Source organism: Sphaerochaeta sp. UBA5849, from assembly GCA_002432715.1.
GTDB lineage: Bacteria > Spirochaetota > Spirochaetia > Sphaerochaetales > Sphaerochaetaceae > Sphaerochaeta.
Map to the genome: position 1 here is coordinate 27,992 of DJGJ01000005.1, position 592 is coordinate 28,583.

At 48.1% G+C, this 592-nt stretch carries 1 protein-coding gene; it reads right to left on the minus strand.

The window, feature by feature from the left end:
• Positions 1 to 192: 192 nt before the first annotated feature.
• Complete coding sequence (locus B3K89_RS00675; RefSeq protein ID WP_345906917.1) at positions 193 to 456, minus strand: hypothetical protein; 264 nt, start codon at positions 454 to 456, stop codon at positions 193 to 195.
• Positions 457 to 592: the final 136 nt, after the last annotated feature.

Below are 592 nucleotides of genomic sequence, written 5' to 3' on the forward strand. Positions count from 1 at the left end.
ATAATATAAGCAAATTATAAGCAAATATCAAGAATAATATTATATATTGCTTATAAACTGGTAGAGAAAGGTGTTGAATAACGACTAATCGTTGTTCTCTTTTCGCTCAAACCTCCCTCACGTGCCTCCTCCCTGCAATAAAAGGAGAGAGGAGGGGTGAACTGCTTCAGGCAAGAGGCATACAAATATTTCTCAGTCTTTCAGTAGCAATACTTCGTTGACCATGAAGTCGATGAACACCGACGGATCGTACACACCGTTGTGCCCGGATTGCTCAAGCCAGAGGTGGCGTTTTGTTGGAGCGCTTGTTTTGGAGAACCATCGCTCGGTGATGGAGGCTACGCAGCTGTAGTCGTATGCAGCATTGACCACCACAAGGGGACACTCGAACTGCTTTGCCTCCTCTTCGAGGTTGCGATGCCTGAGTTGCTGGTAGACTTCTTTCACTCCCTTCATCAAGCCTCGGATCAGATTGACTCAATCGGAGAGCGAGTGCTCCGAAGCGTTGGGGCTGTAGGAGTAGAGACGCGAAAGCACTGCATGGTAGGCATCCCCGTCACCGACGAAGTTCCCTTTTTTGTCCAGCTTCTCG

What these genes read in the sequence shown, in the direction of transcription:
- B3K89_RS00675 (WP_345906917.1), bottom strand. Translation starts at nt 456, where the DNA reads ATGAAGGGAGTGAAAGAAGTCTACCAGCAACTCAGGCATCGCAACCTC.